Origin of the sequence: Microcoleus sp. Pol12B3 (genome assembly GCF_036701355.1) — a bacterium.
Lineage (GTDB): Bacteria > Cyanobacteriota > Cyanobacteriia > Cyanobacteriales > Microcoleaceae > Microcoleus.
In genome coordinates this window covers 1-1,492 of record NZ_JAUBQS010000161.1, presented here as the reverse complement: position 1 = coordinate 1,492, position 1,492 = coordinate 1, and the positions used below count along the sequence as shown (strand labels likewise).

Annotated in this window: 1 pseudogene; it reads left to right on the top strand. The window is 40.1% G+C overall.

Annotation, left to right across the window (positions count from 1 at the left end):
* The first annotated feature begins 167 nt into the window (after window positions 1-167).
* Window positions 168-1,222 (top strand): annotated as a pseudogene (locus tag QUA53_RS28970) (ISKra4 family transposase).
* Window positions 1,223-1,492: the final 270 nt, after the last annotated feature.

Below are 1,492 nucleotides of genomic sequence, written 5' to 3'. Positions count from 1 at the left end.
TCCCTAACTGGTTAACGATTTTTTTTCATTTTACCTCATTTTTTAAAAGTCTCATACTTATTTGAAATGACTATAGAGTCAATCAGCCATTTTATATCGACTGAAAAATAGAGTGTCTCAAGAGTTACAATAGTCAATAAATAATGTTGAGGGACTCAAAATGACGCCTGACTACCCGAGCACGTTTACAAGCTCATACTGCTGAAATCGCCAAAATTTTATACAGAAACACTCCCCCCGAAGCATTAGAGAGCCTGGAAAAAATAGAAGGGCACCTGAGAAAACAATGGATAGAGATAGTGGGACCCCAAGTGGCTTTTTTTTTATCAAAGAAACCACGGGAACAGACAAAGGACGTCCCGGAACAGTAAAAAGCTGTGGGGGTGAGTTAAAAATTACCGAAAAACAAGCAGAAAAATTAAATCTCAAGAAATCGACTCGCTTGGCCCCTTTTTTTGAGAAATGCTGTCTGCGACAAGTGGCTCTGTTATCCTATTCCAAGGCATCTCAAGAAATTGAAGTACAGACGGGAGTCAAGATAGGTCATACCAGTTTACAGAGATTGGTAGAAAACCAGGAGTGGGTTGAACCAGTAGCATTCGCCCCCATTACAGAAACCAGTGTGGATGGAGGGAAAGTGCGTGTTAGAGGACCAAAAGGGGAAGGTTCTCACGGCGGCTCGATTATAAAGCAGTTAGTCTTCATGGCAGCTTTTATGCTGCATATTTTCTGAAAAATGAAGTATTAATTGATTATGTCAATCGTCAGCCGTTAAATTCCCTAGTGACTTGTTTGGGTGATGGACATGACGCAATTTGGAATATCATCGGTAAATTCAATCCGGATGGCAATCGCCTAGAAATCTTAGACTGATATCATAAAGTCGAAAATCTGTACAAAGTAGCAGGGTCTAGGAAACGGCTGTCTAGAGCCAAAGAATTGTTATGGCAAGGTCGCACGTGATGAAACCATTAAGTTGTTTGAGTTGTGCAGTAGTCGTCAGACTACCAACTTTTGTAAATATCTCACAAAACATCGGAATCGAATTGTTAACTATCAACTCTTGTCCGGCCAAAATATTTGTGCTATTGGGTGGGGAGCGGTGGAATCATTAGTGAAACAGATTGATAGAAGACTGAAAATTTCCGGCGCTCAGTGGGGTCGTAAAAATATTAATCAGATGCTCAAACTTATGTGTGCTTACTTGAATGAATTAATCTAGAATATAGACACCTCTTTTTTATTTTCCTTCCCAACTCCCATACTTTAGATACTCCTCTCTCGCCAGTTCGGTTAGCGTGCGGGCGATAACTTTTGCGTTCTCTCATATAGCGGAGGGCGAAAAATTTTGGCTCTTATCATACTTTTAACCATTTACAAAACCGGGATGCTCCCATGTGCGGGTGTGCGGGGACCATTGCTAACAAGTTAGAAAGAAGTAGATTTTGTCAATACCTCTTAAGATAGAAATATTAGGGAATAATAATGATAA